40 protein-coding genes and 1 tRNA gene are annotated in these 23,421 nt (G+C 38.2%); 32 read left to right on the top strand and 9 right to left on the bottom strand.

What is annotated here, in order from left to right; translation table 11 throughout:
• Nucleotides 1-7: 7 nt before the first annotated feature.
• From AAIR98_RS04480 to AAIR98_RS04455, 6 genes are all read right to left on the bottom strand, one after another.
• Nucleotides 8-2,032, bottom strand: a complete 2,025-nt coding sequence (locus AAIR98_RS04480; RefSeq protein WP_423971020.1) for a phage portal protein — start codon at nt 2,030-2,032, stop codon at nt 8-10.
• A 5-nt stretch (nt 2,033-2,037) separates the two neighbouring features.
• The gene (locus AAIR98_RS04475) at nt 2,038-3,495 is read right to left on the bottom strand and encodes a DEAD/DEAH box helicase family protein (protein WP_423971019.1); all 1,458 of its coding nucleotides are present in this window, start codon (nt 3,493-3,495) and stop codon (nt 2,038-2,040) included.
• A 1-nt stretch (nt 3,496) separates the two neighbouring features.
• Nucleotides 3,497-3,952 (bottom strand): hypothetical protein, encoded by a 456-nt coding sequence (locus tag AAIR98_RS04470; RefSeq protein ID WP_423971018.1) that lies wholly within the window; start codon nt 3,950-3,952, stop codon nt 3,497-3,499.
• Nucleotides 3,945-4,361, bottom strand: a complete 417-nt coding sequence (locus tag AAIR98_RS04465; RefSeq protein ID WP_423971017.1) for a hypothetical protein — start codon at nt 4,359-4,361, stop codon at nt 3,945-3,947. The genes AAIR98_RS04470 and AAIR98_RS04465 overlap by 8 nt, the downstream gene beginning before the upstream one ends.
• A 199-nt stretch (nt 4,362-4,560) precedes the next feature.
• The gene (locus AAIR98_RS04460; protein WP_423970319.1) at nt 4,561-5,466 is read right to left on the bottom strand and encodes an HNH endonuclease; all 906 of its coding nucleotides are present in this window, start codon (nt 5,464-5,466) and stop codon (nt 4,561-4,563) included.
• 16 nt (nt 5,467-5,482) lie between these two features.
• Nucleotides 5,483-6,364, bottom strand: coding sequence for a hypothetical protein (locus tag AAIR98_RS04455; RefSeq protein WP_423971016.1), 882 nt, complete (start codon nt 6,362-6,364; stop codon nt 5,483-5,485).
• Here AAIR98_RS04455 and AAIR98_RS04450 point away from each other — a divergent pair, their 5' ends adjacent.
• Nucleotides 6,365-6,547, top strand: coding sequence for a hypothetical protein (locus AAIR98_RS04450; RefSeq protein ID WP_423970317.1), 183 nt, complete (start codon nt 6,365-6,367; stop codon nt 6,545-6,547).
• A 6-nt stretch (nt 6,548-6,553) separates the two neighbouring features.
• Here the strand turns inward: AAIR98_RS04450 and AAIR98_RS04445 are convergent, their stop codons facing one another.
• A complete protein-coding gene (locus AAIR98_RS04445; RefSeq protein WP_423971015.1) occupies nt 6,554-7,102 on the bottom strand; it encodes a helix-turn-helix domain-containing protein in 549 nt (182 codons plus the stop codon).
• 382 nt (nt 7,103-7,484) lie between these two features.
• On the opposite strand from AAIR98_RS04445, the gene AAIR98_RS04440 reads away from it, so the two are divergent.
• From AAIR98_RS04440 to AAIR98_RS04405, 8 genes are all read left to right on the top strand, one after another.
• Nucleotides 7,485-7,727 carry a hypothetical protein gene (locus AAIR98_RS04440; protein ID WP_423970314.1) on the top strand — a complete coding sequence of 81 codons (243 nt, stop codon included), beginning with the start codon at nt 7,485-7,487 and terminating at the stop codon, nt 7,725-7,727.
• A 15-nt stretch (nt 7,728-7,742) separates the two neighbouring features.
• A tRNA-Tyr gene (locus AAIR98_RS04435) sits at nt 7,743-7,830 on the top strand.
• 238 nt (nt 7,831-8,068) lie between these two features.
• Nucleotides 8,069-8,191 carry a hypothetical protein gene (locus tag AAIR98_RS04430; protein WP_423970313.1) on the top strand — a complete coding sequence of 41 codons (123 nt, stop codon included), beginning with the start codon at nt 8,069-8,071 and terminating at the stop codon, nt 8,189-8,191.
• A gap of 1 nt (nt 8,192) precedes the next feature.
• The gene (locus tag AAIR98_RS04425) at nt 8,193-8,318 is read left to right on the top strand and encodes a hypothetical protein (RefSeq protein WP_423970312.1); all 126 of its coding nucleotides are present in this window, start codon (nt 8,193-8,195) and stop codon (nt 8,316-8,318) included.
• Between the two features lies 1 nt (nt 8,319).
• Nucleotides 8,320-8,487: a hypothetical protein gene (locus tag AAIR98_RS04420; RefSeq protein WP_423970311.1), complete on the top strand. Its 168-nt coding sequence runs from the start codon at nt 8,320-8,322 to the stop codon at nt 8,485-8,487.
• 24 nt (nt 8,488-8,511) lie between these two features.
• Nucleotides 8,512-8,850 (top strand): hypothetical protein, encoded by a 339-nt coding sequence (locus AAIR98_RS04415; protein ID WP_423970310.1) that lies wholly within the window; start codon nt 8,512-8,514, stop codon nt 8,848-8,850.
• Between the two features lie 216 nt (nt 8,851-9,066).
• Nucleotides 9,067-9,378 (top strand): hypothetical protein, encoded by a 312-nt coding sequence (locus AAIR98_RS04410; RefSeq protein WP_423970309.1) that lies wholly within the window; start codon nt 9,067-9,069, stop codon nt 9,376-9,378.
• 18 nt (nt 9,379-9,396) lie between these two features.
• Nucleotides 9,397-10,044 (top strand): DUF7666 domain-containing protein, encoded by a 648-nt coding sequence (locus AAIR98_RS04405; protein ID WP_423971014.1) that lies wholly within the window; start codon nt 9,397-9,399, stop codon nt 10,042-10,044.
• 213 nt (nt 10,045-10,257) lie between these two features.
• On the opposite strand, the gene AAIR98_RS04400 is transcribed toward AAIR98_RS04405, so the two are convergent.
• Entirely contained in the window at nt 10,258-10,395 is a 138-nt protein-coding gene (locus tag AAIR98_RS04400; protein ID WP_423971013.1) for a hypothetical protein, read from the bottom strand.
• Nucleotides 10,396-10,405: 10 nt separating this feature from the next.
• Between AAIR98_RS04400 and AAIR98_RS04395 the strand changes: the two genes are divergently transcribed.
• The 23 genes from AAIR98_RS04395 (at nt 10,406) to AAIR98_RS04285 (ending at nt 22,045) form a co-directional block, all read left to right on the top strand.
• Nucleotides 10,406-11,029: a macro domain-containing protein gene (locus tag AAIR98_RS04395; RefSeq protein ID WP_423971012.1), complete on the top strand. Its 624-nt coding sequence runs from the start codon at nt 10,406-10,408 to the stop codon at nt 11,027-11,029.
• 22 nt (nt 11,030-11,051) lie between these two features.
• Nucleotides 11,052-11,735: an ERF family protein gene (locus AAIR98_RS04390; protein ID WP_423970307.1), complete on the top strand. Its 684-nt coding sequence runs from the start codon at nt 11,052-11,054 to the stop codon at nt 11,733-11,735.
• Nucleotides 11,736-12,566 carry a DUF1351 domain-containing protein gene (locus AAIR98_RS04385; protein ID WP_423970306.1) on the top strand — a complete coding sequence of 277 codons (831 nt, stop codon included), beginning with the start codon at nt 11,736-11,738 and terminating at the stop codon, nt 12,564-12,566.
• A 1-nt stretch (nt 12,567) separates the two neighbouring features.
• A complete protein-coding gene (locus AAIR98_RS04380; protein ID WP_423970305.1) occupies nt 12,568-12,993 on the top strand; it encodes a single-stranded DNA-binding protein in 426 nt (141 codons plus the stop codon).
• Nucleotides 12,994-12,996: 3 nt separating this feature from the next.
• Nucleotides 12,997-13,416, top strand: coding sequence for a hypothetical protein (locus AAIR98_RS04375; protein WP_423970304.1), 420 nt, complete (start codon nt 12,997-12,999; stop codon nt 13,414-13,416).
• Between the two features lie 178 nt (nt 13,417-13,594).
• The gene (locus tag AAIR98_RS04370; RefSeq protein WP_423970303.1) at nt 13,595-13,735 is read left to right on the top strand and encodes a hypothetical protein; all 141 of its coding nucleotides are present in this window, start codon (nt 13,595-13,597) and stop codon (nt 13,733-13,735) included.
• A gap of 1 nt (nt 13,736) precedes the next feature.
• Nucleotides 13,737-14,117 (top strand): PDDEXK family nuclease, encoded by a 381-nt coding sequence (locus tag AAIR98_RS04365; protein ID WP_423970302.1) that lies wholly within the window; start codon nt 13,737-13,739, stop codon nt 14,115-14,117.
• 10 nt (nt 14,118-14,127) lie between these two features.
• Nucleotides 14,128-15,171, top strand: a complete 1,044-nt coding sequence (locus tag AAIR98_RS04360; protein ID WP_423971011.1) for a hypothetical protein — start codon at nt 14,128-14,130, stop codon at nt 15,169-15,171.
• 16 nt (nt 15,172-15,187) lie between these two features.
• Nucleotides 15,188-15,343 (top strand): hypothetical protein, encoded by a 156-nt coding sequence (locus tag AAIR98_RS04355; protein ID WP_423970300.1) that lies wholly within the window; start codon nt 15,188-15,190, stop codon nt 15,341-15,343.
• Nucleotides 15,344-15,458: 115 nt separating this feature from the next.
• Nucleotides 15,459-15,902: a DUF7192 family protein gene (locus AAIR98_RS04350; protein WP_423970330.1), complete on the top strand. Its 444-nt coding sequence runs from the start codon at nt 15,459-15,461 to the stop codon at nt 15,900-15,902.
• Nucleotides 15,899-16,771, top strand: a complete 873-nt coding sequence (locus tag AAIR98_RS04345; protein WP_423970299.1) for a radical SAM family protein — start codon at nt 15,899-15,901, stop codon at nt 16,769-16,771. Before AAIR98_RS04350 ends, AAIR98_RS04345 begins: the two co-directional genes overlap by 4 nt.
• 12 nt (nt 16,772-16,783) lie before the next feature.
• Nucleotides 16,784-16,960, top strand: coding sequence for a hypothetical protein (locus tag AAIR98_RS04340; RefSeq protein ID WP_423970298.1), 177 nt, complete (start codon nt 16,784-16,786; stop codon nt 16,958-16,960).
• 298 nt (nt 16,961-17,258) lie between these two features.
• Nucleotides 17,259-17,543 carry a hypothetical protein gene (locus tag AAIR98_RS04335; RefSeq protein ID WP_423970297.1) on the top strand — a complete coding sequence of 95 codons (285 nt, stop codon included), beginning with the start codon at nt 17,259-17,261 and terminating at the stop codon, nt 17,541-17,543.
• Nucleotides 17,540-17,812: a hypothetical protein gene (locus AAIR98_RS04330; RefSeq protein WP_423970296.1), complete on the top strand. Its 273-nt coding sequence runs from the start codon at nt 17,540-17,542 to the stop codon at nt 17,810-17,812. The genes AAIR98_RS04335 and AAIR98_RS04330 overlap by 4 nt, the downstream gene beginning before the upstream one ends.
• A gap of 169 nt (nt 17,813-17,981) precedes the next feature.
• Nucleotides 17,982-18,593, top strand: coding sequence for a DNA cytosine methyltransferase (locus AAIR98_RS04325; protein ID WP_423970295.1), 612 nt, complete (start codon nt 17,982-17,984; stop codon nt 18,591-18,593).
• Nucleotides 18,594-18,712: 119 nt separating this feature from the next.
• Complete coding sequence (locus AAIR98_RS04320) at nt 18,713-18,988, top strand: nucleoside triphosphate pyrophosphohydrolase family protein (protein WP_423970294.1); 276 nt, start codon at nt 18,713-18,715, stop codon at nt 18,986-18,988.
• Nucleotides 18,973-19,305, top strand: coding sequence for a hypothetical protein (locus tag AAIR98_RS04315; protein ID WP_423970293.1), 333 nt, complete (start codon nt 18,973-18,975; stop codon nt 19,303-19,305). The genes AAIR98_RS04320 and AAIR98_RS04315 overlap by 16 nt, the downstream gene beginning before the upstream one ends.
• A gap of 10 nt (nt 19,306-19,315) precedes the next feature.
• Complete coding sequence (locus AAIR98_RS04310) at nt 19,316-19,687, top strand: hypothetical protein (RefSeq protein WP_423970292.1); 372 nt, start codon at nt 19,316-19,318, stop codon at nt 19,685-19,687.
• Entirely contained in the window at nt 19,684-19,932 is a 249-nt protein-coding gene (locus AAIR98_RS04305) for a hypothetical protein (RefSeq protein WP_423970291.1), read from the top strand. Before AAIR98_RS04310 ends, AAIR98_RS04305 begins: the two co-directional genes overlap by 4 nt.
• Nucleotides 19,929-20,255, top strand: a complete 327-nt coding sequence (locus AAIR98_RS04300; protein WP_423970290.1) for a hypothetical protein — start codon at nt 19,929-19,931, stop codon at nt 20,253-20,255. The genes AAIR98_RS04305 and AAIR98_RS04300 overlap by 4 nt, the downstream gene beginning before the upstream one ends.
• Nucleotides 20,252-20,500, top strand: coding sequence for a hypothetical protein (locus AAIR98_RS04295; RefSeq protein WP_423970289.1), 249 nt, complete (start codon nt 20,252-20,254; stop codon nt 20,498-20,500). Before AAIR98_RS04300 ends, AAIR98_RS04295 begins: the two co-directional genes overlap by 4 nt.
• 2 nt (nt 20,501-20,502) lie before the next feature.
• Nucleotides 20,503-20,694 carry a hypothetical protein gene (locus AAIR98_RS04290; protein ID WP_423970288.1) on the top strand — a complete coding sequence of 64 codons (192 nt, stop codon included), beginning with the start codon at nt 20,503-20,505 and terminating at the stop codon, nt 20,692-20,694.
• A 205-nt stretch (nt 20,695-20,899) separates the two neighbouring features.
• Nucleotides 20,900-22,045 carry a tyrosine-type recombinase/integrase gene (locus tag AAIR98_RS04285; RefSeq protein ID WP_423970287.1) on the top strand — a complete coding sequence of 382 codons (1,146 nt, stop codon included), beginning with the start codon at nt 20,900-20,902 and terminating at the stop codon, nt 22,043-22,045.
• A gap of 393 nt (nt 22,046-22,438) precedes the next feature.
• Here the strand turns inward: AAIR98_RS04285 and AAIR98_RS04280 are convergent, their stop codons facing one another.
• Nucleotides 22,439-23,374 (bottom strand): hypothetical protein, encoded by a 936-nt coding sequence (locus tag AAIR98_RS04280; RefSeq protein WP_423971010.1) that lies wholly within the window; start codon nt 23,372-23,374, stop codon nt 22,439-22,441.
• Nucleotides 23,375-23,421: the final 47 nt, after the last annotated feature.

Here is a 23,421-nt window from a genome sequence, read left to right as displayed (position 1 = left end):
AAAATCGTCAAAATTTTGCTATACTATTAATAACACCAGCAACCAATTTGCGACGACTAAACATAGGCGCAAGTTGTGTAGAAATGGAGTGAGCACTAACCTCCCCATTCTCAACTGGTGTTTTTTTATTGCGTTCTATTCTGTAGCCTGTTAACAGCCAAGTTTTCTTTTGGCCGTGTTCATCTAAGGAAAGTATTGCCTCGTAGCCGTTCTTCTCTAGGTGTACTGTCTTTTTGGCTCTTACAAATTTGCTTACATCGCCATCTACAAGCACTTCTATAACTTTGGACACAACTTCCTGCCCGTGCTTTTCAGCTATATGCTTAAGGCCATAGCCTTTGTTGTCTGCGTCATTCTCACCCCATTTAAGGGCGACATCATTAGACCCGCCGTACTGTTCAAGGTCGTCCCTAAGGTCTTTAACAATCTCCTCGGGGCTGCCTGACGCTATTTTCTTTAAAGCTTCTTTTACTTTTGACTTCTTAGAGGTTAAACTCTTAGTAGTTTTACCTGTGCTACCACCACTGGTAAACTTGCCGTCACCGTCTCTGGGGTGTTCATCTTCTTTAAATGCGTTTACCCTTTCTTTAAGCTTTTCCCATAGAGATTTCTTCTCATTGTTGTATCTCGGCTTTGTTAAAGTGATACCGGGCACGTTTTTAGACAGTTCTTCTGCGTTTGCTTCAGGTATTTCAACAAGGTCATCTTCTTCTTGTATTTTGATAGGTAACAGGTTTTCTCTGTTAATGGCTTGTTTAGCTTCTTTAGGGGTCATAATGCCGGACTGTACTGCGGCAGATACTCTTTGAAACTGCTGGTTCTTTACTTCTTCCTGTTGTTGTGCTGAAAGTATACGCAATGGTTTAAATTCAATCTTAAGGTCATCAGGTATAAAGCCAAATAAATGCTGGCAGCAAATTTCTAGTATTGTTAACAGGTCATACTTACATTTAGAGCGTATTTCGCTCTCAATCATAGCGTTGTAGTTTTCAATATCATCTTCACCACTGTTAAATCCGGTGGCGGAGATACCAAATAACTTAGTGAGCGGCATTTTTAAATCAGAGGCTATTTGCATTCTGATTTCCCTTAATATTTCCGCAATGCCCGAGAATGTTAAGTGTTTGCTTTCAAAAGTATCTGTAGTATCCTTGATAAGGGCATTCTGGTAATTCTTAAGCATATTGCTCATTTGAATACGCTTAACAATAGCGTTAGAACCTTTTGCTGTGGCGATTGCGGCGTTAAGGCCTTGTATACCGTAAATATCTACTTTAAACTCGTCTAATACTTCAAAAGTTAAGTTAACTGATTTAAGATACTGGTTATAAGAACGTACAACGGATTCTAATACTGAGAACCCCCAGCCTCTTAACCTTGGCCTTACTAAACTGGGGGCTACTTTACCCTCCATTCTTATAACTCTGGACTTGTGAATCTTGTGCCCGTAATAATTATAAAAATCAGGTTCTCTAAGAGTTTCCCCGGGAAAATCACTGTCGATGTTGCTAGTGCCATAGTAAAGTTCCCACAAATCAACAGCTTTAAAAGCTAATCTGCCGCCTTTTTTTATTTTTGAGATATCTAACTCAGTATCTGGCTTTTGGTCTGTTATTATAATTAAACCGCCGCCGCCAAATAAGCGTGCCCATTTAAGCCCCTGGGCAAAGGTTAAAAGTATTTTGTTTCTTTCAAGAAATGTTTTAAGCTCGTCTATTTGGTCTTCATCAAGTTGTTCAGTTTTAGCGTCTATGCCGCCCCTAAAAGCGTCATCTACAGGCGTATCAACCAAGGTTTGTACTATGCCGTGCTCTACATATATCTCAGAAAGAACCTGCCGCATATTGGAAATAAAATACCAGCGGTTATTTTTAAAGAATGTATCTACCTGTGATACCTGTGTAGAACCAAAAGCGGTGCCCATCCCGTACCCACCACCGGTAACAAGGCCATTAATTACATCAGAAAGAGAGTTTTTAACCTCTAATGCTGTGTCTAAATTTATTGGTTGCTGCGCGGCTTCTTTTGTCATTATTTTTAACCTATGTTGTCTAAGATAGAGGGTTTGTTCATATGTACTATCTTGCAACCGTCTATAAACGCATCTACAAAATCATCATGTTTCCCTTTAGGGAAGTTTAAGGCTTCACTTATACATTCATTTACCAACTCTTCGTCTATTTCTTCGTTGATAATTACTTTGTTGTAAGCCAGAAAAGGCATTACTGCGTTAAGCCTTTGCACTTTATCTGTGCGCCTGTCTTTAAAAAATTCCGCTATTTCTTCAGGCCCGGGCATTGGTACGCCTAGTTTGGGTAACTTCTGGTTTAAATAAATACCATGCCCTTTGTCTTCAATGTAAGCACCCCTGAAACCGTAAAAATTTGCCCTTTCGATAAAAGGCACTGCGTACTGCTCTACCATGTCACTAGTTACTAACTGCTTCCAAATTGCTCTGATATACGCCTGACCGTTTCTTACGCCCCATGAAATAAATGTATTGGGGTCATTTTGCTGCTTTTCTTTATAAGATGTATCCGCTGTAACAAAGCCATAGTCAAACTCTGCTGGTAATGGGCCACGCTCAAGCATTCTTCTCTTGATTATGTTGCCGCCCTTGGTTATAGGGTTTTGCTGGTATTGGGAATTGTAAAGAGTAGGGTTTTCTACACTCATTTTTACCAGCTTTTCAGTGCTTATTTTCTCCGGCCAGTAGCTTTTACCGTTTATGTGGGCCTTGATAGTAACTACGTCATAATCTTTTTTTTCGTTCTTTAAGATATAAGCGGGTAAATCATCAACCGCTATTCTTTGCGCTATTATGATTATGGGGGTGTTATTAGCCCTTAACCTGGTTTTGAGTTTGTCAGTGTATATCCTGATAACCTCTTCTTTTACTACCTCAGAGTTAGCGTCTCCAACGTCCAAAGGGTCGTCGATAATAAGTGCGCCGCCAAATTCATCTTCATCCACGTTAGGGTTGCCAGCGTCAATACCAGTAATAGCCCCACCCATAGAACTGGCGGACAAGCCTGACCTGCTGCCACCACCGTCAAAAGAATACTGCGTTTTGCTTTTTTCATCTTTCTTTATCTCATGACCAAAAAGACTGCGCCATTCTGCGCTTTCAACTATCTCTTTGGTTTCCCTTGAAAGTTTGGATATAAGGTCAGCCGAGTGGGATATATAACAAAACTTGCTGTTAACACTACGGGCAAAACACCAGGTAATAAATAACTCAACTATTAGCGATTTGCCGCTGCCTACTGGCAGGTTAAGCATTAAATTGGGCTTTTTAGCACGCTTTTCCGCAATGGTTTGCAGTTTGTCTATTACCGTGTTATGAAAGTCTTTAAAGGTAAAGGGTGTCCTGTTAATTGCAAAAAATATGACTTTAATATATGTCTTAAAATCTGCCAGGCACGCTAAACCTAAAGCTGTACGGGTGCTTTCATTTTCAAAGAGCTTGTCAAACCTATCCTGCAAGGACTCCATACTATAAGTCCTTTAAAATCGGTGTTATTTCCTTAATGGCTTTTTTTAGTTCTTCTTTATCGAACTTGTTGGTATTACTCATAGAACCGCTGATTTCTTGCTTTTCAATGGGCTTTTCCCCGGCGGTGTCTCTTATAATCTCAAAGGCCCTGGGGTTGCCCTTAGCCGCCTGCTCCATTTGGGTTTGCAATAAAGCCATTCTGTAATCTAGTTCTTGCTCGTCTAGCTTAGGGTCAAATTCTTTTAGCCTGTCTATAATCTCTGCCGGAGGCTTACGGTCAAGCAACATTTGTGTTAACTGCTTAAATGTTTTTTTAACCCTGTGAACATCCCGTGATTTCCTGCCGCCACGTCTGGCAAGTTCCCTCATTTCATCTTCCGGCAGCGTGGTAAAAGGGATTAGGTTTTTGTTGCTTATTTTGCGGGACTCAGCTTTATCTTTTTTAGGTTTAGCCATTTTGCTGCCCCCTGGTTAACCTATTGGTTAATAAATAGATATGACGCAGCCGTTTTCCGGCTACATCAGCTAAGGCGTTTTTAAGACCCTCATGTTCTGTTACTTTGATTTCTTGGTTTATAAGGCGATCAGCTTCTTGTTCAAGCTGTAAAAGGTAGTCAAACATCTCATTAATATTGGTGGTAAGCGGTATAGGTTCAAGCAGGGCAAATGCCCCTGAAAGGGTGTTTACTGCGTGTGATATTTCCGGCATGGTAGCCATTACAAGTTCTTTAAGTCTGTCTATGTCAGCGTCAATATCTTCACGCATTTTGTCAGCAAGCAGGTGGTCACCGTAATCTTTAAAATTAAGGTGTATCTGGTGTGCGTATGTTTTGATAGCCAACAAAATATCAGTAATTTTTTTCATCGATTGATTTGTTTTTAGGGAGGCGTTTAGGACAATAAAAAAAGAGCGCCTACCGTATAAGGTATCGCTCTTTTGTTTAGGTTGGTTTACTGCTTATTTACACATAAAAAAATGTGTGACATTTCCAAGAGAAATTAATCTCCAGCAAATATCACACACCTATATTATAATGATTTTTAAAAAAATTGCAAGTGGTTTTTTATTTCAAATTACACAAATCATCTTCTATATGAAGTCGCCTATCTTTTGTTGATTTTTTTCTCTCTCCGGGAAGTATTTCATATTCCAAAAATTTAACATCAACTGAAAGTTGATAAATATCATAATCTTTGTATAAAACTCCCATCTCATAAAGAAGTGGAAGTGTTGCCTCCGCTATAGAAACAGATGACTTGCAAAAATGTTTTAATATTTCTTCTTCTCTTTTCTTTTTCCTATCTTTCAATATATTTATTATTTCATTTTTAATGAAAGACTCAAAACTTAAAATAGTTCCTCTAAATACTGAGGTTTGTTTAACAAATACTTCTCCTTTAATTTTTTCTTCGAATTTTTTACATTTGGGTAAAACATCTCTCAAAAAATATTGTTTAACAAAAAAAGATTTGTTTAACCAGTTTAATTTAGATATTTCATCAACGGTTAACATTCCCCTGTCAAACAATCTGTGATGTGAGGGGCATAAGAAAAATGTGTTTTCCAATGAAGCCGTCCCTCCTAAACGTCTAGGTATAATATGGCAAATATCAATAACTCTGTTTTCTTTACAAATTTCACACGGGGTATTTCTATTGGGAATAAAAATTTCACTTCCAGGAGCTAACGGAGGAATACAAAAAGGACGGTTGTCCAAATTTTTACAAAATATATGTTTGGCAATTTTTAAAATCTCATGCTGTATTCCCAGTGATGCAGGGTGTGGGTCTTTGGAGTGTTTTTTACATATTTCTTCTAATCTTAGCTCATACTCACGAAACTTCCTATCAAATAGTTCTTGATTTTTAAGTATTTCTCTAAAAATTTTTAATTCTACCTCATCTAAAGGGATACCATGCTTTTCTAGCTCCTCTTCAAACAATACATTAGAATCCTCTTTTGCTTTCATAATCAAACCATTAAAACTACTTTACTTCTTTTTCTATAAGATAAATATAATCTAAAGCCATTTTGCCCTTATCAACATTTGAATAATAGGTTTTTGGATAAAAAAACATTTTTGAAAATTGTTTTTCATACTTTTCAAAAGGAATAAATTTATATCCTAAAACTGTTTTGGTGGAACCCATAACACTGGTGTATTGATAATTTTTATCATACTTTACAAAACCATATTTGGTGTCAAAGGTTTGATTGTCTACAAAATCTTTTTTATCGGTAAAAACAAATGCAGTATTGTTTGACAAAAGTTTTGTGCTGCCAATTAAAAGGCCGTCCTTTGTAACTTGCAACACTTTCATGTTAGCTAACCCATACACCAGATTTTTATTATTAGGGTCGCCAAAACCTGTTCCCGAGCTAAATTTGGTTATCTCATTATCCAAGTTAAGAACTTCATCAAAATCAAACCCGGCGTTTGCAACTTTAAATTTCTCCTTTTCATAATCATATGAAGACTCAAAGATAGCATCTTCAAGAGAATCTAATTTGTTGTATTTTTCATAATTAGGGTTATCTTCCAGCCATGATTTTGCGACCTGAATATCCTCGTATACTAAATAATTCCACCCCATATTTGTTTTAGTGGGCTTAACTACTTTCACAGTCTGAGAAAGCTTTTTTGATTTTTGAACAGAAGAAACCTCATCTCTCATATGTTCATAGGTCAAATTTAAAATAGTATCTATGTTTACGTTTTTATCAAGTAAATTTATTTTTTTGTTACAGTCCCATAAGAGTATCAATGAACCACTTTCCTCACAATCTACTTCTGTGGAAAAAGAATTAACGGGAAAAGAAAAAGTTAATATAGTGAATAATAAGAAAAGATATGATATTTTTTTCATATGCCCCCACATAAATTTTTAATTGTTTTTGATTATTATATTATAATAAATTTGCAGGTGTACGACTATTCCAATGGTAACGGCACCTGCTACTTTTATTTAATGAGCAGTATGATTGTTGTAACAGTCATAAGATATGCTATACAAAACCACAACGCTCCTTTTTCTATTTTTGTCATGTAACCCTCTCTATTCTTCAGGAATATAACGTCCTAGTATTACAGAAATTATTTCATACTTGGGGGTAGGCTTATCAAGCTTCATAATAAAATAACTTCCGGCGGCATCTTTAACAATAAACTTCTTGTTTTCATAGCCTTTTATGGTATTTACTGCCATACAATGCAATAAATCACCTTTTTTATACGGCGGTAACTTATCGTCGCCAACTTCCATGTCGAACTCTTTTTTCACGTCAACATCCTCCTTTTTGGGGACGCTTGTTGATGGAACAAAAAGAGCTTCCTTATCCTTTACAATCCCCAAAGTCGGGATGTCAATTTTAACATTTATAGGGTTTACGTTTGATTTATTTTCTGATGTGTTGTCTTCGTAGAAATACTTGTAGTCTTTACCGAGGGCCTTAGCTAACTTTTCTATATTTTTTTTGGAAATGCCACCTTTGTTAGCTTCCCATTTGGCTAATGTAGGCTGCGCTATTTTTGCTAAATCGGCAAGTTGTCTTTGTGTTAAATTAAGTTCATTTCTTGCCTTTCTTATTTTATCTCCGATATTCATTCTTCTTTCCTTTTTTAAAAATTCATGAAAGTTGAGACGTTAAAAATAACCCCTTGACAAACATATATCTTATTGTTATACTTTCATTATCAAAGCGTTATCAAAAAGAAATCAACGCTTTATAAAATCCTTATAATAAGGGTCTTTATAAAAAGATAAGAACCTATTTTAATAAGGTGAAGCCGCAAAAAGCGGTGTGTGTTATATTAAGCGAATAAAAATTGGGCAACAAGTTTACAGGGATATCGCTTATTCCTGTTTAGCAGCAAATATAACACACGCCGATAGTTAGCAGATTAAAACCTGCGTCCTCCCAAAAAGAGACTATCGGCTTTTATTTTACCAAATTTGACCAAAGTAAACATTATAAAGAGGAGTGAATATGACTAGCGAATTAAAAAGTGATTGGGATGTAAAAGTAGCGGAATATCAGAAGAAGTCAAAAATAATAGTTAGAAGAGGCGTTACCTTTATTAATACTTTTGAGGTTGCTATCAGACTGGGGGAGGATGTTAAGAGTATTCAATGGAAAGCGGCCTATGGAAGTTTAAAAAATTTGGCCAAACGCTGGGGTAGGCCGTATTGGTTTAAAGAAACAGAGATAGACAGGCTGTTAGGAATATAGGAGTTTTGACAATTTGGCAAGGTAGAACGCTTTGGATGCGTATCGGACTGTAAACCCGATTCACTGTGTTGACGACTGGGTTCGATTCCCAGCCTTGCCACCAAATTTGAGTGCGGTTGACGGCTCTCCTAAGTGTTCCGTAAAGAATACTAAACCAAACCCCGCACTCATCCATCTAGCCGGAAAGAAAGTTCCGGCACCGGGGCGGCATTCATTAGCACTTCTCCTCAAGGTACAAACCTCCCGCCCCGCTAAATATAACGCCCCTTTTATGGAGGGGAAGCCCAAGGGGCGGAATTAAACCCTACCGCCCCTAATATTTGAAGTAAATGGAGAATGATATGAATAAGGAATTTATTAAAGAGTTAGCAGGTGCGGTGTGCCTTTTTACGGCACTGGGTGTTACTGGCTGGGTATTTTTAGCCATAAACTGCGGCGGGTATATGTACCAGTGGGGATTTTAGTATGGCAACAAAACTTAGCAGAACTTGCCCTGAATGCGGCAGCAGTAAAAGATTTATGGAGGACAGGGATGATACCACCCTTTGCACCTGTGATAACTGCGGTGAATGGTATTACTGGGTACCTTAATATGATTTTACAGGAATATAAAAGTGTAGAGGACGCTATTGAAAACGCTTTACATTGGATAAGAAACACGGCGCAGGAGTATGAAGTGAGGGGACACTATTTAAAGGCGCAGGGGTTAAAAGAAGCAATTAAATGTTTGGAAGCGCATTTAAGCATGGTTAAGGAATAGATTGAGAATTAAAAGGAGATTTTTATGGACACAACAAGAGCATTTGCCATGGGACAAGCAAACAGGGATAAAGAAACAATGGTTTTTGACTGGGACAAAGCAGCCCAATTAATAAAAGAACATAAAGCAATTTACGCTTCAGCAGGCTTGCAGGGTGACTGGGAATATACAGGCGGGTATATTTATAAGGATGGCAAGCCAACAATGGATGAATACACATATCTGGCCTCTACTTGGGCTACGCCAGAAATAGATATAGATGGTGAAATATTTGAGTGCTATAAAATGCAATCACAAGCACCCAAATGGGGCCCTCAAACAAAATGGCCCAAATCAGCATTAAAAATATTGAAAAAGAGATAGTTTTAACAATTTGGGAGTGTGGCGGAATAAGACGCAGGTAAGGCTTAAATGCTCATATTAGAACCAACGTAAGCTACCGTGTCGTGGGCTACGAGGTACCTCTAAGGACCCTGAAAAGATAGAAAGGATAGAAAATTCCTTGTAACGGCGTGCAGAGTGAAATTCTCTGCCACTCCCACCAATTTAAGAAATACATAAAAACAAAGGAGAAATACTATGACAAAAGAAGAAATGAAAGAAGAAAAAAGCTTCACGGAAACCATGAAAGAACTGATGGCTGATGAAAAGATGCTAAAAGCCACAAAAGACCAGTTTGCTGTAAAAGTAGAAGCTGGCACAACAAAACACGGCGAAGTTGTTATTAATATGAAGTTTTCTAACAGAAAAATTGCTGAAAAAATGGCTGAAGAACGGGCAAAGGAGTTTTCAGAATTTTTAAAAGGATTGGCAACGCATATAGAAGAGGAAACCAAAGAAAAACAAGTAAAAACGCCGTCAGCCAAAACATCTAAGAAAGCTAAAAAATAAGAAGCATATAAAAGGAGAATGAAAATGTTTGGTAAAAAATCAAAAAAAGAGAAGTTTTACATATTAAGAACATGCAATTCTGACATGTCGGCACATGGCGGGTTTATTTGGCCCACAAAAGGTAAAGTTGTGTGCCCTGACTGGAAAGATAATAAAGATTGCGGTAACGGTCTGCATGGTCTTTTAGAGGGCAAAGGTGATGCTGGCTATTTAAGTAGTAATACAGATGCTAAATGGCTGGTAGTTTCAACAACAGAATTTAATGACTTGACTGATAAGGTCAAATTTAAAGAATGTATTGTTGAATTCTGCGGTGAAAAAGATGAAGCGATTAGCTTCATCACAAAAAAATTAAAAGAACAAAAAAAAACCTATGAGGGTTGTTTTGCTTCCGCCACGCAGGGTTATCGCAGTTCCGCCACGCAGGGTTATCGCAGTTCCGCCACGCAGGGTGATAGCAGTTCCGCCACGCAGGGTTCATACAGTTCCGCCACGCAGGGTTATCGCAGTTCCGCCACGCAGGGTTCATACAGTTCCGCCACGCAGGGTTATCGCAGTTCACGCAGGGTGATAGCAGTTCCGCCACGCAGGGTGATAGCAGTTCCGCCACGCAGGGTTATACAGTTCCGCCACGCAGGGTTATCGCAGTTCCGCCACGCAGGGTGATAGCAGTTCCGCCACGCAGGGTTATCGCAGTTCCGCCACGCAGGGTTATCGCAGTTCCGCCACGCAGGGTGATATCAGTTCCGCCACGCAGGGTTATCGCAGTTCCGCCACGCAGGGTTATCGCAGTTCCGCCACGCAGGGTGATAGCAGTTCCGCCACGCAGGGTTATCGCAGTTCCGCCACGCAGGGTTATCGCAGTTCCGCCACGCAGGGTTATCGCAGTTCCGCCACGCAGGGTGATAGCAGTTCCGCCACGCAGGGTGATAGCAGTTCCGCCACGCAGGGTTCATACAGTTCCGCCACGCAGGGTTCATACAGTTCCGCCACGCAGGGTTCATACAGTTCCGCCACGCAGGGTAAAATGTCTGTTATTCTTTGCGGTCTAAACTCTTGCTTTAAAGGCCCGGTTGATAACGTGGTAATCTATCAGGATTATGAAAAAGAAAAGCAAAAGGTTTTCCAGATAGGCCACAAATCAATAAAAGCTAACGTCTGGTACAAGATTGTAAAGTCCAACCAGAAAATCAGAACTATTCTTTGCAAAAACATCCATTACGTCAAAGGCAATCTGCTTGAAGATAAAGCCGAACTTCTTGTTAACGCAGTTAACCCCATTGGCATGATGGGCGGAGGCATAGCCAAAGCCTTTGCAGATAAATTCCCCCAGATGGAATCCTCTTATAAAGAGTTTTGCAAAAGAGACGGCTACAAAGAGTACTACACATACTTTTACAACTCTCAGAAGCCTACTGTCTGCAATCTGCTTACAGTAGATAAAAACATTCAGGCTCATTACTCATATATATCTGCCGGACTTAATGAACTCAAAAACTACATTCTTAACAATGGCGTAAAATCCGTTGCTATACCGCTTTTAGGCTGCGGTATCGGCAAGCTGAACTCCGCCAAAGTCAAAGAAATGATTGAGGTTGCTCTCGTGGCAACCGGCGCAGAAATATACATCTATGACAATGAAGAAAAATAAATAAACGAAAAGGAGAATGAAAATGACACAGCAATTAGGAGTTTATAAGGCCATTATAAATATTATGGCTGAGTTGGCAAAAAGCGGTATATCTAAAGACCGTAAAAACCAACAGCAGGGTTATGTTTTCCGTGGTGTTGATGATATGTATAACAAGCTTGCGCCATTGTTAAGCAAAAATAACCTTTGCATATTGCCCACGGTACTTGACAGACACACAACAGAAAGACAAACACAAAAAGGCGGCGTTTTATTTTATACAACGGTAAAAACAAAATTTACATTTGTTTGTGCGGAAGACGGCAGCACCCAGGAAGTTACTTTCGACGGTGAAGCTATGGACACAGCGGATAAATCAACAAACAAGGCTATGAGTGCCGCTTATAAATATATGTGTATGCAGACTTTCTGTATACCTACTAAGGGTGACAATGACCCAGATGCTACAACGCCAGACCCTTTAAAGCCGATATTTGACCAAGGTAAAGCTAAGCCAGCGGCAAAACAAAGCCATGCTGCCTCTACGCCACCTGCGCCAGCAATACTGCCCGATGAAATAATAGAAAAGCTTTATGAAGCCAAAAGCAAAGAAGATTTGAAAAACCTCTGTGTTAACATAGGCAATAAAAACCCAGAGTATAAAAACCTTTTAAATGGCTTTTACATAGCTAACAGGGAGAAGATGTTTCAAGGGGAGGGCAACTAAATGGACTTTTTAATAAAACACCAAGATTTACAACCCATTGAGGTTAATTTAGAGGATATTAGAAAGTATGTATCTGAAATAACTTCAACATATGCCAATGCCGTTTATACAGATGAGCAAATGAAACTGGCAAAGGAAGACCATGCCGAACTGGCACGCCTTAAAAAACAAATTGAGGATAAAAGAAAAGAAGTAAAAGCTAAGTGGAACACTCCATATTTGGAGTTTGAATTAAAAATCAAAGAAATAGTTTCACTTATTGATACCCCGGCATTGTTAATCAACAAACAAATAAAAGACTACGATGCCCGCAGGAAAGCCCAGAGACGGGAGATTTTAGAAGTCTTTTTTAACAAATGGAATACCTTAGGTGAAATGATAAAGTTTGACACTATCTTAGAAGATAAAATGCTTGGCCTGTCAATAACAGACAAGAAAGCAACAGGTCTGTTAGCTGTTAAGCTGGAGGCTATTACCAAAGACCTGTCTACATTAGAAAGCCAGATTGACAATGAGTTTAGAACACCTTGCTTAACGGTTTATTGCCAAACATTAGATATAAATGCCGCATTTAGCCATAACACCCTATTGGAAAACCAGAAGAAAATACAGGATGAAGTGTTAGGCACAGTAGTTGAAACACCTAAAGAAGAAATATTACAGCCAACAGTTATTGCCCCGGCTGAAGAAAATATTTTTTCCCCTGAAGAACTGGGCAAGCCTGAACCTGCTGAAACACGCCGCTTTATGATAACAGCAACTGCGGCGCAGTTTAAAGAGTTGAAAAGGTTTTGCGATAACAACAGTATTAAATTAAGAGAGGTTTTTTAATATGTCCACACAAACAAAAATACCTGAAATTAACATAGTTATGCTCTCTGGCAGACTTACTAAAGACGCTAACATAGCATACACCCAAAAAGGTGCCGCTGTGTGCCGCTTTGACATAGCCGTTAACCGCCGTTATATGGACGCTTCACAGGTATGGCAAGATGAAGTTACTTTTGTGCCTGTAACCCTTTGGGGGCCGGCAGCGGAAAGAGCCAAAGACAGGCTGGTAAAAGGTGCGCCTGTGCTTATTGAGGGCCGTTTGGTTCTTAATGAATACACAGATGCACAAGGAAAAAACCACAAAAGACTACAAGTAAATTGTAAAAGAGTACAAATTTTACAGTCTACAGGCGGTGGTGGGCCAGTCTCTTCAAAAGAAGAGTCTGTTGAAGAATCCCCGGCAATAGATGATGATATTCCCTTTTAACTTATGGCACAGAAATATACTCTAACACACTGGATTGAACTTAACAGCCTTTACCTACTTATTCGCAAAGCGTTAAACAAGGGTTTACAGGTAGTGGTTGAGGTTAAAAGTTCAAAAGATAAAAAGACATTAGAGCAGTTAGGGTACTGGTTTGGCGTTATATGCCCTACCATTCAAGCCTGGTACAGAGAAAATGGGGACATTAAAAGCATTGATGAGGTACACAAGATATTAAAACTAGACCATTACTATGAAGAGATTTACTCAAAAGCTACAGACACTTTTCATAGAGAGGGTAAAAGTTTGGTGGGCATAAGCAAAGAGAGGATGTCACAGCTTATTGATGAGGTTATAACAGCCTACTCATTAATGGGAGTGGAAATAGAGCCCCCGCCCGAAAAACTTAGATGGGCGCAGGTATAAGGCCCGGCGCAGGGGGCCTCATTCTCCTCCCTGCGCTTAATAGGAGAGTTTTATGTTTTTTGGAATTCTACGGGATTTGTTTTTTAAAGATAAGTGCAGATGTGGCCGTAAGAAAGAAAAGAAAGCTTTAGTTTGTAAGACTTGTGCAGGGAAAATATAGAGACAAGAGAGGAAACTTATGAAACAAAGAATAATAATTAAAAAAATTGTCCGTGAAGTATATGAGTTTAAAGGTAAAAACCTTATGGAAGCTGCTGAGGCTATTAAAAAACAAAAGCCTACATCTATAACAAAATGGTCAACCATGAGGCTGGGCTAGGATGCTTAAAGAAAGCGTGCTTCAGGCTCATGTACTACAAGAACTTACACTCCTTGAAAACTGCGGCTTACTATTGGTTGAAAGAACCAATAATTTTAAGGGCACAATTATGCGCCGGACTAAAAAAGGGACTTCAACGGGATTTTTAAAAACTGGAAAAAAAGGCTCTACCGATATTAAGGTTTACCTCCCAAAAGGCATTACATTGCATTTAGAAGCTAAAAAAGAGGATGGTAAACAAAACCCGGCGCAAATTGAATGGCAGCACAAATTAGAGAAGTTGGACCATATTTACAGGATAGTAAGGAGTGTGGAGGAGTTAAAGGTTATTTTGGCAGAACTCTGCCCTGATGTATTTAAAAGTGTTTATCAAATGAATTAAGGTGAGCAACATGGCTAAAAGGTTTTTTGAAAGCGGAAAGTTTAGGGATTCTTGGTATAGAAATTTAACACCTAAAGAAAAATGTATTTGGGAGTTTATGTTATGTGAATGTAATGCGGGCGGCATATTGGACATTGATTTTAAAAGTATGACCTTTCATATAGGAGTTAATGTAACTAAAAAAGACTTACAGCCTTTTGAAAGCCGCATTGTTTGGATTAGAGAAAGTAAAGTTTTTATACCAAAATTTATTGACTTTCAATATCCTGGCGGCCTTAATCCGGCAAACCGTGCCCATAAAAATATACTTCCCATGCTTAAACAATATTTGGAATTTGATGAAGAACAAGGGGCTTGGAAGCCCCTTGCAAGGGCCTTGCAAGGCCCTAAGGAAAAAGAACAAGTACAAGAAACAGAACAAGAACAGGTAACAGAAAAAGAAACAGAACAAAATGATAAACAGGACAAAGCAGTAAAAGCCGAAACTAAACCTGTTGACAACCCTGATGGCGGCACTTTTAGGGCTGTATTGCCTGAAGATGCGCCCATTAACCAGCGTTTTGCGGCATGGTTTATTAAAACAGTTTCCCCGGAACATTATGCAACCTGTGATAAAGAAGATACAAACAAGTGGTATGTGGAACACGGCAGTGCTTTAAGCAGGGTGGTTAAAAAGGGAAATAAAGATATGGGGTTTCTAAGGGATATAACAACAGTGGGCATGAGGGATATGGCAGAGTTTTCCCGGGATAAGCCTATTCCCATACCCCTAAGCCTTGAAACAATGTTGCGTAACTGGCCAAAATATTTACCGCTTGCTTTAAAAGAAAAAAAGAAGAGAGAAATAGCAGAACAGGCGGCAGAAATGGAACGCAGGGAAAGTGAAGCAAAACGAAAGCAGGAACAGATTGAAGAAAAACGTAGGGCCGCTATTGTAATAACCCCGGAAGATGAAGCAAAGGTACGGCAGTGGGCCAAGGATAATAAATATGACTTAAGCGAAATAGATTTAAGGGAAACTTACCTCTATTTGAAAGAAACTGAAGTGATTTAAGGAGATATAAAAAACTATGAAGTGTGAATGTATTTTTTGCGATATAGACATGAATTTTAGAAAAACCACAGGTATTTATAATGAGTTCACCTGCCCGCAGTGTGGGCATAGCAGCTTAAGACCTGTGGCAGATGAAAAAGAGGAAAACAATGTCGACATGGAACAGAAATAGTTGTAAATACTGCGGCGGCTGGGCCGGAAGAGACGGAATGTGCTACAACTGCCGCAGTAAAAAGCCCGGCAAAAGAAAGAAAAGCGGGCACATATTTTAAGAAGTTAATTGCCATATTTCAGAAGAACAAATAATAAGAAGAGGAAGAAAAATCCTTACTATTATAGACGCTTTGGAAAGAAACAATATAAGAACGCAGGTAGAGGGTGTGTTTCACTCTTCCCACTATAATGGTGTTAAATACATTGTAAAAGTGCGCTTAAAAGACTTTAGTGAGAAATTAAGCTTAGAATCTTTAAACTTTGCGATATGCCACCCGTCTTTCTTTAGAAGATTTACATTGGCACATTTAGAGAAGAACCCTGTTGAGTTAAGAAGCAGCCTTAGTGTTACTGTGGATGGCGGATATGGCCGCTCAGAAGAAAGCATATCTGCATATTGCAAAACCCCAGAAGAGGGCGACAAGGTGCTGATATTTAACAATCATGATTTTAATGATGAGGCTATAAATAAAGAAGTACAGCAAATTATAGATTTTGACCAGGAGAAAGCAAAATGAAAATACAAAGTCTATCTATAGTAGTACCCAATAAAAAGTGTATTAATAACTGCGCTTTTTGCGTGTCAAAAATGCACACTGAGGACTACAAAAATCAGCTTGAGGATAATAACAGGTTTTTTGACCTTTATATTGATGACTATAAAAAACGCTTATTATTTGCCCGTGACAACGGCTGTAATACCGTAATCCTTACGGGCGACACCGAGCCACAGCAAAATAAAGAGTTTCTAAAGCTCTTTGGCACACTTAATGACAGTCTGCCGCAACCGTTTAGAAAAGTTGAATTGCAGACAACTGGGGTAGTATTGGATGACGCTTATTTAAGGTTTTTAAGGAATCATGTAGGCGTTAGCACTATCTCAGTATCAATGTCTAATATCTTTGATAGCAGGGCTAACGCTAAGATTAATGGCACACCTAAGGCCCTACAGGTTGATATAGACAAATTGTGCGCTGAAATTAAACGCTATGACTTTAACCTGCGTGTATCAGTAAATATGACTAGTTTTTATGACAACAAACACCCATTTGCAATTATGAGCAGGTTGAAAGAATTAGGGGCTGACCAGGTTACATTTAGAAAGCTTTATACTGCCGGGAAAAACACCCCACAGGCTAAATGGATAGCTGAAAATAAGCCAGCCAAATCTACCCTTACTGGCATTACCAGCTTTATACAAAGCACTGGCAAGCCTATTAGGCTGCTTGAATATGGGCAGACGTTATATTCAGTAATGGATATGGCTACGGTTGTAGACAATGACTGTATGGCAAAAGAGGTTAAAGAAGAACTTAAATATGTCATTTTGCGCCCCGATTGCAAACTTTACTCCCAATGGGATGATAAGGCCAGTTTAATATTTTAGAGCGAGGTTAAAATGTCAAAAACCATTATCAAGAATGTGGGCCCCTGGGCAACTCAAGCGGAAGTATTAACAGCCTTTATGTTTGGTGTAGCTGAATTGCTAGAGATAAATTTAACTATACAACAAACACCTTGTGACCCTGTTGGCTCTTGGAAGTTGATACTTAAAAAGGAGGGGTTTATCAAATGAGTTTAGAATTTAAAGTTAAATTTTTAGAATTTATGGTTTATGCAGGCTTACCTATCATAGGTTGCCTTTGGTTCGCTTTTTTATGTTGGCTTTTTTTCTGGCTTATGGAACTTCTAGTAGTCAGACCTAGTATGACAGAAAGTAGAGAGGAGTGATTATGTTGAAATTGGGCGGCAAGGATATTAAATATTTTGCTTTTGAATTCATGTTAGCAAGGTTTTTGAATAAACATGATTTTTGGAGATTATATCTCTTATATTTTTACAAATTAAGACCAGTTGTATTGGGAGAATGATTTATGGAAAAAAGATATGTGATTGTAGAAATAGATTTTATAGATGATGCTATGGTGTTTTTAAATAGCATTTACCCTTGCTTACCACCAAGAGGTGTGAGAATAGGCACAGATATTTATAACAAGTTAAAGGAATTAAGGCAAAAAGCTAAAACTTTGCCGGAAATGAGTATTAAAGGTGGCGAAGCTATACAAAATGAACTTGGTCCTATTTCCTACCGAGATATTGGGGTTGATGATATTGCCAGATTGGCGTTATTGCCCTTAATCCCGCAGGAGGAGAAATGAGCGATATAAAAGTGTTTTTTGAGGTGTTTAGCTGGGGCGTGGATTACGGACAGCTTCTAATGGAAAAAGAAAGAGACAGCGAAGATTTATTTGACGCATTTAATTGTTACAGAGTGGCCCGCAAAACCGCTATGCCCTCAAATCCAACGCCCCGTCGTATGCCGCATAGTGAAAAATGGCGTAATGCTAAAAGAGAAAGCTATATAAAATTTCTTGATTTTTTAGCAGAGCAAGCAAGTAAAAAGGAGTCCACCCATGATAGCGATTAAAGATTTTGAAATGCCGAAACAAATTCAAGAATGCAAGTTTAGAACAAATACATACTGGCTATGTAGAGATATCTGTTTTATAACAAAAGAGGAATGCAAGGTATCAGACCTTTTAGGGGAAGCACGTCCCACATGGTGCCCGCTTGTGGAAATATAAGGAGGTAGAAAAGTGAGGGTATTGAATCTTTGTGCAGGTATAGGCGGCAATAGAAAACTTTGGACTGACTGTAAAGTTACAGCGGTTGAACTTATCCCGGCTATAGCAGAGGTTTACCAACAAATTAACTCTAATGATGAAGTTGTTATTGGAGACGCAAATAAGTATTTAGAAGACAACTATCAAAACTTTGACTTTATATGGAGCAGCCCACCATGCCAAAGTCATGGGCAGTATAGACACAATGTCGGTGTTTTAGGAAAGGGATTTAAACCCATAATGCCGGATATGAGCCTTTATTCTCAAATTGTATTTTTGCAGACATATTTTAAAGGAAAGTTTTGTATTGAAAACACAGTGCCTTATTATGGCCCACTTGTTAAACCAACAGCAATACTGCAACGACACCTATTTTGGGCTAATTTTGAAATACCTTTTAAGTTGTTTGAGAAAGACGCTATAAGAACAAAAAATAAAATATCAGATTTTGAGGGTTGGGAAATAGTAGCAAATAGCAAAATAGAAAACAAAAGGCAGGTCTTAAGAAATTGTGTATTACCAGAATTAGGTAAATATATCTTTGATTGTGCCAATATTAACCCCCGAGAGGAGAACGAGAGATGAAAATAAAGTGTGATGTTTGCGGCAAGGTATGCAGTATTCCTTGGGCGGAGTGGTTAAATATTGTTGGAGATTATATATGTAAAAAATGTTTCAGCAAGTTAAATAAAGGAGCCTAATTTATGCAAAACACAGAGATAAAACCGATATTGGATGCTATTATAGCGGAGCGTGAAAGACAAGATAAGAAGTGGGGCAAGCAACATTACGAAAACCCACTTTATTGGTTGGGCATCTTGACTGAGGAAGTTGGCGAATATGCCGAAGCAGTGAACGAAACAGTCTTTAATAATGCTGATAAAAAACACTTAGGTGGTATTGAAAATATGCGTCGAGAACTGATACAAATAGTGGCGGTTGCGGTTGCAGCGTTGGAGGATTTATGCCAAAAGAAATAAGGGCTTACAAATGTAATTTTTGTCGACGGGTTTTTGTTACTCCTCCAGCGGCAAGATTGCATGAACATTATTGCTACAAGAACAAGGAAAAATACGGGGACTGCCGAGCATGTGTTCATTACGCTACAAAACAAAGTGAATTTGACGACCGCTGGCACTATTACTGTAAAAAACGAGATATGTGGATATTGTCGCCAAAGGCAGCAAAAAATGCATTAGATTATAACGCTCGCCACTACGGCAAATTTAGTGCACCGCCTCTTAATTGCAAAGATAGAGAGCGTCTTATTTTTCCATTACAAAAAATACCAATATAAGGGAGATGGTATGCACACAATAAACATAAATGGTGTAGAGTTGGGCAGACATGAGGTAGTAGTTAGAATCGGGCAAGCATTTAAAAAACACAAAATCCCATGTCCTAGGCTATGTGCTGACACTATAGTATGGATTTTGGAAAACATGGCTAAATGCCGTAAAGAGAACTTAGAAAAACAACAAAAGGTTATAGGAGCAGATAGTATGAAAATTTGGAGTGTCTATATAGAAAGAGAATTCTCGGAAGAAAATGAATTCCTTTTACTTAAACGTAAGCAAAAACCCACAAAAGAAGAGGTTATAAAAATTCTTAGAGATGAACATTACATTGAAGATGACCCAAATACTATGCGTATTACAATAACGGAGAGCAATTTATGAGTGAAAAAATAAAATATATACCATTTGTGCATATACCCAAACAATATTCGTTACCTACTGGTGACCAAGGTTTACCTATTAAAGAAATAATTGAGCGTGGGGCTAAAGCTTTATATAAGAAAAATTATGAACAGGCAAAGAAAAATCCCGAAAACATTATATTGCCTTGGAAAATTGCGCCAAAAACAGTAAAAGAGGCTTTTAGAGAGTTGTCCCGCGCGTTCGTGGAGGAGTTTTTGAAATGAAAGATAAAACTTTAATAAAAGTAGGCCAAGATATGAACAATACAGCTATTTTTGGAGACGTACAAATGGAAGTAGACGGAGGTGTTTGTATAGAAAGCACAGAAGAAGGGCTTTTTGTGGCTCTTAATTTAAAAGAGGCAAACATAGAGGTCGGAGAGCGTCGAGAATTAAAAATAAAAACAATTAGCCCCATCAAAGAGCGTCTGTATACTTTTTGGAAAGCTGAACTAAAAGAGAAATTTGATATTTCGCATATTTTTAAGATGATAGCGGATACATCTAAAAAACCTTCTGCCCGCTATGGGGAGATTAGAGACTTATGACCAATAAAACGCAAATAACCATAACAGTAAAAGGCGAGGCGGGACGTGATTTTTTCGCTAATTATGATGGCGGGGATAGAAAAACAGAAAAAACTCACACGCTAGAATTCAACATGGCTATAGATAAAATAATAGTCGCTATTGCCAAAATTGACAAGACATACGAAAAAGGTGAACTTATTGGTGGCCTTAGAATGTGTCAAGCCCGAGCGGCATTAAATGCTATCTTGCCGGAGGTGAAATAAATATGTTCTTTAATAAACTAATAAAAGACATGGAAGATATTGAGGAAGATATGGAGACAATTAGCAAGGGTATCAGAGAAGTAGAAGATGACATAAAAAATATTGAAAAAAGCTTTTTAAAATATCAAGAAATGGTTGATAGATATATAGAACAACAGAAAAATAAAAATACTGATGTTAGGAGCGAAAAATGAAACTAAGTGTTAATTTTACTGTTGAATTTGAAAGAAGAAAACCAAAATCTAAGCTAAAAACAGAAAAAAGTGTAGAAATAAAAGGATTCAAAACTTAACCTATTTCAAATATTTAACAAAAACAAAGTAAACCCATAAAAGCCCGAACTTTTAAAAGACATTTTTAAACGCCTTAGCAGTAGCTTTGTCTAATTTTGGAGGAGAAATGAGATATTTCAAGGGAGAAACATACAAGGTAGCAGGATATAAATACGGTGAAAGAGGACAGATAAATGTGGAAGGAATTAGAAAGTATAAATACTTTAAATACAAAGACAAAAATGGGAACAAGGTTGACATAAGGGAGGCGTGTCGCAAGTGGCAAGAATCAGAATGGCTTAAGCAATCTAAAAATGATTCTGACAGTGTTGCATGGCTTTTCTTTAGAGAAAAATGGAATGAGTGGGCCAAAGTTTCAAAGCAAGAGCTATCACATAGGACGATAACCGATTACAACTATGCTTTTGATCGCATAGAAAAACATATAGCCCCTATATTTCTTAATGATATAACACTCAAAAAATTGCGTCTAATGATTTCTGACCTGGAAGAAGAAGCTATAAAAAATAAAAAAGATAATCACGGCGTAAATAAAGTTATTAAATGTATCAGGAAAGCATTAAAATGGGCTATGGGTAAGGGTTATATGGACGATTTTCCTATAGAAAATCTAGCATTTCTTGAGGTCAATAAACTTGTAGTAAAGACAAATGATATTAGAGAAGTTGAATTGTTGTTAAAATACGGCACTCCTATGGAACGGGCAGCAGTATTGTTTGGTTTTGATTGTTCATGCCGCCCGGAGGAAATATGTAATATGCGATGGGAGAAACTTGACCTTGAAAATCGCTTTGGCTGGATTTCCCCCAATCCTGATGGGTGGAAGCCCAAAGGCAACAAAAAAAGGCAAATACGCTTAACTGAGAGACTTATTACAGAACTCAATAAAATGCCAAAAGTATCTGATTATGTTTTTACAAATCAGTATACCAAGCGATATAGCAATGGGGGCTTTTGTGTGTTTTACAAGAACTTTAGGACAAGGGTCAATGAAGAAATAAAAATAAAAGAGCCAAACCAAATACTAATAACTGGAACGTGCAAAACCCTTCGCAAAGATTATGCAACGTCAAGACAGGCCTGCGGGGCTGACCAGAAAAAGGTTTCATTAAGTATGGGGCACAGTGATACAAAAGTTACAAAACAACATTATACTAATGACCAAAATGAAGAGCTGAAAAAACTCAAAGAAGAAAAAGAAAGAAATCTACTCATAGAGTTAGACAAATATGAAGTTCCACTTAATTATTAGTGCTACTTAAAAGCTACATTTGTTAGACGAGGGGATAAGGCCCATTCTCGGCTTTTTTTTGCGTCAGATTTTGGCCATTTTTGCATTTTTCCTTATGCTCGAATACAAAAAGCGCTACGCGCTTTGCGTTGCAAGTATACCTCGCAACAGAAAAATGCAAAAATGACTCAAAATCTTTGCAAAAACCGCGTTAAAAAAATTACAAATAAAATTTAAAAATTTTAGCTTCACCAAAATAACAACTTTCAAAATTTACTTATTTATACAGCCGTCCAATGGGACGGCTTTTTTCATTTCATGAAAAAAGATTTTGAATATTTTGATTTTATCTAACTATAAACAAAAAAACTCCCCGTAATATTACGGGGAGTTTTTGTTTAATAAAAGTTGTTTTTAATAGCGGTCGTATGAGAAAGATGTGCTGGGCTGGTAACCGTTAACGTCAAACACACCGTCGCTGCTGATGTAGTATTTAAGCGTTTCCACCTTGTTGCCTTTGCGGGCTTTTACTTCAAAAGAAGTTAGCTTGTTTATGACTTTAAGGTCTGTACCGCTCTGTATTATATAGATAGCTTTTTCATCTTTAATATCAGAAACTTCCAAAGAATCGCACATATAGCTGCCCATATCCCGCTGGTCAGAAAAAACAAAAAGACTTACTTTCTCATAATCCGTGGCCACTACCCTGTAACCGGTTTCTTTATTTTCTTTGGCGGAAAGCTTTACGTTTTGCATAGCAACATCAATATTAAAATCACAGTTGGCGCCCTCAACATTAATATAACCGTATCTTACCTTAGGCGTTGTATTGTATACGCCGCCGCCTATATAAGCGCCCGCGCTAAGATTGCTTAAAACCTCTTTCTGTTCCTGCGGGTATAAATGCGGCCTTATCAGATAAGCGTATTTTGTAAAAAATGTTTGAATATCCGCCGCGAAATCTTTTTGAAATATTTTGGATGAGGAGGAAACGTCCGCGCTCTTCTGCGCGTGCACAGTTTGCGACACACCGCTAACCGCGCCGCCTACCGCGCCAGCTAATATAGCATGATTCATAGCGGCAACGCCCGCTGAGATAACGGCGATTTCTTCCGCCTTGGCCTGCTGCTCCGGCGTTACTTTTTTATTAAGAGTGTCAAAGTACGTGTTAAGGGCATTTGCAAATGACATTGTGCCCGGGGTACTGCGCGTATTTTTATTGGCCTGTTTTTTTACAGAATCATGATAAAGTTTTTGCGCGTCAGAATATGTGGGGATAGTGTTTTTTTGCGCTATAGCGCCCACGCTAAAAAGTGAGAGAAGGGTAAGTACTGTGATTGTTTTTTTCATAAAATTTCCTCATTAAAGGTTGAATCTACTATTATTGTAAAGAAATT

This window comes from Elusimicrobium simillimum (assembly GCF_049639735.1).
GTDB lineage: Bacteria > Elusimicrobiota > Elusimicrobia > Elusimicrobiales > Elusimicrobiaceae > Elusimicrobium > Elusimicrobium simillimum.
This window is presented reverse-complemented; position numbering and strand designations above follow the sequence as displayed.

What these genes read in the sequence shown, in the direction of transcription:
- AAIR98_RS04480 (WP_423971020.1), bottom strand. Translation starts at nt 2,032, where the DNA reads ATGACAAAAGAAGCCGCGCAGCAACCAATAAATTTAGACACAGCATTA.
- AAIR98_RS04475 (WP_423971019.1), bottom strand. Translation starts at nt 3,495, where the DNA reads ATGGAGTCCTTGCAGGATAGGTTTGACAAGCTCTTTGAAAATGAAAGC.
- AAIR98_RS04470 (WP_423971018.1), bottom strand. Translation starts at nt 3,952, where the DNA reads ATGGCTAAACCTAAAAAAGATAAAGCTGAGTCCCGCAAAATAAGCAAC.
- AAIR98_RS04465 (WP_423971017.1), bottom strand. Translation starts at nt 4,361, where the DNA reads ATGAAAAAAATTACTGATATTTTGTTGGCTATCAAAACATACGCACAC.
- AAIR98_RS04460 (WP_423970319.1), bottom strand. Translation starts at nt 5,466, where the DNA reads ATGAAAGCAAAAGAGGATTCTAATGTATTGTTTGAAGAGGAGCTAGAA.
- AAIR98_RS04455 (WP_423971016.1), bottom strand. Translation starts at nt 6,364, where the DNA reads ATGAAAAAAATATCATATCTTTTCTTATTATTCACTATATTAACTTTT.
- AAIR98_RS04450 (WP_423970317.1), top strand. Translation starts at nt 6,365, where the DNA reads ATGCCCCCACATAAATTTTTAATTGTTTTTGATTATTATATTATAATA.
- AAIR98_RS04445 (WP_423971015.1), bottom strand. Translation starts at nt 7,102, where the DNA reads ATGAATATCGGAGATAAAATAAGAAAGGCAAGAAATGAACTTAATTTA.
- AAIR98_RS04440 (WP_423970314.1), top strand. Translation starts at nt 7,485, where the DNA reads ATGACTAGCGAATTAAAAAGTGATTGGGATGTAAAAGTAGCGGAATAT.
- AAIR98_RS04430 (WP_423970313.1), top strand. Translation starts at nt 8,069, where the DNA reads ATGAATAAGGAATTTATTAAAGAGTTAGCAGGTGCGGTGTGCCTTTTT.
- AAIR98_RS04425 (WP_423970312.1), top strand. Translation starts at nt 8,193, where the DNA reads ATGGCAACAAAACTTAGCAGAACTTGCCCTGAATGCGGCAGCAGTAAA.
- AAIR98_RS04420 (WP_423970311.1), top strand. Translation starts at nt 8,320, where the DNA reads ATGATTTTACAGGAATATAAAAGTGTAGAGGACGCTATTGAAAACGCT.
- AAIR98_RS04415 (WP_423970310.1), top strand. Translation starts at nt 8,512, where the DNA reads ATGGACACAACAAGAGCATTTGCCATGGGACAAGCAAACAGGGATAAA.
- AAIR98_RS04410 (WP_423970309.1), top strand. Translation starts at nt 9,067, where the DNA reads ATGACAAAAGAAGAAATGAAAGAAGAAAAAAGCTTCACGGAAACCATG.
- AAIR98_RS04405 (WP_423971014.1), top strand. Translation starts at nt 9,397, where the DNA reads ATGAAAATGTTTGGTAAAAAATCAAAAAAAGAGAAGTTTTACATATTA.
- AAIR98_RS04395 (WP_423971012.1), top strand. Translation starts at nt 10,406, where the DNA reads ATGTCTGTTATTCTTTGCGGTCTAAACTCTTGCTTTAAAGGCCCGGTT.
- AAIR98_RS04390 (WP_423970307.1), top strand. Translation starts at nt 11,052, where the DNA reads ATGACACAGCAATTAGGAGTTTATAAGGCCATTATAAATATTATGGCT.
- AAIR98_RS04385 (WP_423970306.1), top strand. Translation starts at nt 11,736, where the DNA reads ATGGACTTTTTAATAAAACACCAAGATTTACAACCCATTGAGGTTAAT.
- AAIR98_RS04380 (WP_423970305.1), top strand. Translation starts at nt 12,568, where the DNA reads ATGTCCACACAAACAAAAATACCTGAAATTAACATAGTTATGCTCTCT.
- AAIR98_RS04375 (WP_423970304.1), top strand. Translation starts at nt 12,997, where the DNA reads ATGGCACAGAAATATACTCTAACACACTGGATTGAACTTAACAGCCTT.
- AAIR98_RS04370 (WP_423970303.1), top strand. Translation starts at nt 13,595, where the DNA reads ATGAAACAAAGAATAATAATTAAAAAAATTGTCCGTGAAGTATATGAG.
- AAIR98_RS04365 (WP_423970302.1), top strand. Translation starts at nt 13,737, where the DNA reads ATGCTTAAAGAAAGCGTGCTTCAGGCTCATGTACTACAAGAACTTACA.
- AAIR98_RS04360 (WP_423971011.1), top strand. Translation starts at nt 14,128, where the DNA reads ATGGCTAAAAGGTTTTTTGAAAGCGGAAAGTTTAGGGATTCTTGGTAT.
- AAIR98_RS04355 (WP_423970300.1), top strand. Translation starts at nt 15,188, where the DNA reads ATGAAGTGTGAATGTATTTTTTGCGATATAGACATGAATTTTAGAAAA.
- AAIR98_RS04345 (WP_423970299.1), top strand. Translation starts at nt 15,899, where the DNA reads ATGAAAATACAAAGTCTATCTATAGTAGTACCCAATAAAAAGTGTATT.
- AAIR98_RS04340 (WP_423970298.1), top strand. Translation starts at nt 16,784, where the DNA reads ATGTCAAAAACCATTATCAAGAATGTGGGCCCCTGGGCAACTCAAGCG.
- AAIR98_RS04335 (WP_423970297.1), top strand. Translation starts at nt 17,259, where the DNA reads ATGGAAAAAAGATATGTGATTGTAGAAATAGATTTTATAGATGATGCT.
- AAIR98_RS04330 (WP_423970296.1), top strand. Translation starts at nt 17,540, where the DNA reads ATGAGCGATATAAAAGTGTTTTTTGAGGTGTTTAGCTGGGGCGTGGAT.
- AAIR98_RS04320 (WP_423970294.1), top strand. Translation starts at nt 18,713, where the DNA reads ATGCAAAACACAGAGATAAAACCGATATTGGATGCTATTATAGCGGAG.
- AAIR98_RS04315 (WP_423970293.1), top strand. Translation starts at nt 18,973, where the DNA reads ATGCCAAAAGAAATAAGGGCTTACAAATGTAATTTTTGTCGACGGGTT.
- AAIR98_RS04310 (WP_423970292.1), top strand. Translation starts at nt 19,316, where the DNA reads ATGCACACAATAAACATAAATGGTGTAGAGTTGGGCAGACATGAGGTA.
- AAIR98_RS04305 (WP_423970291.1), top strand. Translation starts at nt 19,684, where the DNA reads ATGAGTGAAAAAATAAAATATATACCATTTGTGCATATACCCAAACAA.
- AAIR98_RS04300 (WP_423970290.1), top strand. Translation starts at nt 19,929, where the DNA reads ATGAAAGATAAAACTTTAATAAAAGTAGGCCAAGATATGAACAATACA.
- AAIR98_RS04295 (WP_423970289.1), top strand. Translation starts at nt 20,252, where the DNA reads ATGACCAATAAAACGCAAATAACCATAACAGTAAAAGGCGAGGCGGGA.
- AAIR98_RS04290 (WP_423970288.1), top strand. Translation starts at nt 20,503, where the DNA reads ATGTTCTTTAATAAACTAATAAAAGACATGGAAGATATTGAGGAAGAT.
- AAIR98_RS04285 (WP_423970287.1), top strand. Translation starts at nt 20,900, where the DNA reads ATGAGATATTTCAAGGGAGAAACATACAAGGTAGCAGGATATAAATAC.
- AAIR98_RS04280 (WP_423971010.1), bottom strand. Translation starts at nt 23,374, where the DNA reads ATGAAAAAAACAATCACAGTACTTACCCTTCTCTCACTTTTTAGCGTG.